The 1,418-nt window shown below is 74.8% G+C and carries 3 protein-coding genes; 2 read left to right on the top strand and 1 reads right to left on the bottom strand.

Annotated elements, in window-relative coordinates; genetic code table 11:
• Together FV222_RS26085 and FV222_RS26080 are read left to right on the top strand one after the other, a co-directional pair.
• Positions 1–625: ADP/ATP-dependent (S)-NAD(P)H-hydrate dehydratase (locus FV222_RS26085; protein ID WP_147816028.1), on the top strand; the 625-nt coding region annotated here is incomplete at its 5' end.
• A gap of 40 nt (positions 626–665) precedes the next feature.
• The gene (locus tag FV222_RS26080) at positions 666–851 is read left to right on the top strand and encodes a ribosome modulation factor (RefSeq protein ID WP_147753890.1); all 186 of its coding nucleotides are present in this window, start codon (positions 666–668) and stop codon (positions 849–851) included.
• Between the two features lie 66 nt (positions 852–917).
• On the opposite strand, the gene FV222_RS26075 is transcribed toward FV222_RS26080, so the two are convergent.
• Positions 918–1,418, bottom strand: a 501-nt coding sequence (locus FV222_RS26075; RefSeq protein ID WP_246685676.1) for an SDR family oxidoreductase, incomplete at its 5' end; no start/stop codon positions are given.

Genomic DNA, 1,418 nt, shown 5'->3' with positions numbered 1-1,418 from the left:
GGGCGGCGGCATCGGCCGCGACTGCGCCGACGACCTCGCGGGGCGGGCGCGCGCCGTCGACGCGATCCTGACCGGTCCGGGCATGAGCGAGGACGCCGACACCGAAGCCGTGGTGTCCGCCCTCGTGCGCGGGGGCAAGGAGGCGGCGTTCGTCCTCGACGCCGGGGCGCTCGTTGCGCTCCGCGCCGACCCGGACCTGACCCGAAGCCTGTCCAGGCCGGCGATCATCACCCCGCATGCGGGCGAGATGGCCAAGCTCCTCGACATGGATCGCGAGGCCGTCGAGGCCGACCCGCTGGCCGCGGCGCGCCGCGCCACCGAGCGCTTCGGCACGGTGACGGTGATGAAGGGCGGCCGGACGCAGGTCGTCTCCCCCGACGGCCGCGCCTGGTGCTACGAGATGGGGCATGTCGGCCTGGCGATCTCGGGCTCGGGCGACACCCTCGCGGGCCTGATCGTCGGGCTGCTCGCCCGCGGGGCCGAGCCCGAGGCGGCGGCCCTGTGGAGCGTCTACGCCCACGGCGAAGCCGGTCGCCGGCTCGCCCGCCGCTACGGCGGGATCGGCTTCCTGGCGCGCGAGATCCCGGCGGAGGTGCCCTGCATCCTCGCCGAGGTGATGACCTGAGGCCGAGTCCGGCCCCCAACATTTGCGAAGCGAGGACCCCATGGCGCAGCCGCCGGACGACAACCTGGACCACTACGCGCTCGGCTTCTACGCGCCGGGCAAGACCCTGCGCCGCGAGGACTGCCCCTATGCCGAAGGCATGGAGGCGCACGACCTCTGGCTCGCGGGCTACGACGCGGCCCTGCGCGGCGATACGCTCGAGGATCGTCCCGCGCCGCAGGCCTGAGCCCGGGCGACGCCGTTTGGCCGTCGGAACCGCCCGCGGCGCATGGACTACCCCGCGGCGCATGGACTACCAGGGCACGGTCTGCCCGGCGTGGTCGAGGAAGACGCAGCCGCGCTGCCCGAGGTGCCGTTCGAGCACCGTGACGATGCCGCGCGCGCTGGTCTCGACGTCGAGAGTCGCGCGCCGGCCGCCGAGATCCGTGCGCACCCAGCCCGGATGCATCAGCACGACGCCCCAGGCCGCCTTGGCGTGCTGCCCGGCGAAGGAGCGGGCCAGGGTGTTGAGCGCCGCCTTGCTCGCGCGGTAGCTGCTCCAGCCGCCGCCGCGGTTCAGCGAGACCGAGCCGAGCATCGAAGTCATCAGCACGACGAGCCCGTCGGGGGCCACGCGCGTGTGGAACGCCTCGGCGAAGCGGATCGGGCTGAGGGCGTTCGTCTGGAAGACCGCCGTCGCCACCGCGCGCGGCATCGCGGCGGCCGGCGTGCCGGCCTGGGTGGCGACGCCCGCGACCACGAAGACGAGGTCGAAGGCCGGCGCGTCCGCGAGCGTCCTGCGCAGGGCGGTCAC

Origin of the sequence: Methylobacterium sp. WL103, assembly GCF_008039885.1 — a bacterium.
Lineage (GTDB): Bacteria > Pseudomonadota > Alphaproteobacteria > Rhizobiales > Beijerinckiaceae > Methylobacterium > Methylobacterium cerastii.
This window is presented reverse-complemented; position numbering and strand designations above follow the sequence as displayed.

Excerpts from the sequence above, each read along its gene's own strand:
- FV222_RS26080 (WP_147753890.1), top strand. The coding sequence starts at position 666 with ATGGCGCAGCCGCCGGACGACAACCTGGACCACTACGCGCTCGGCTTC.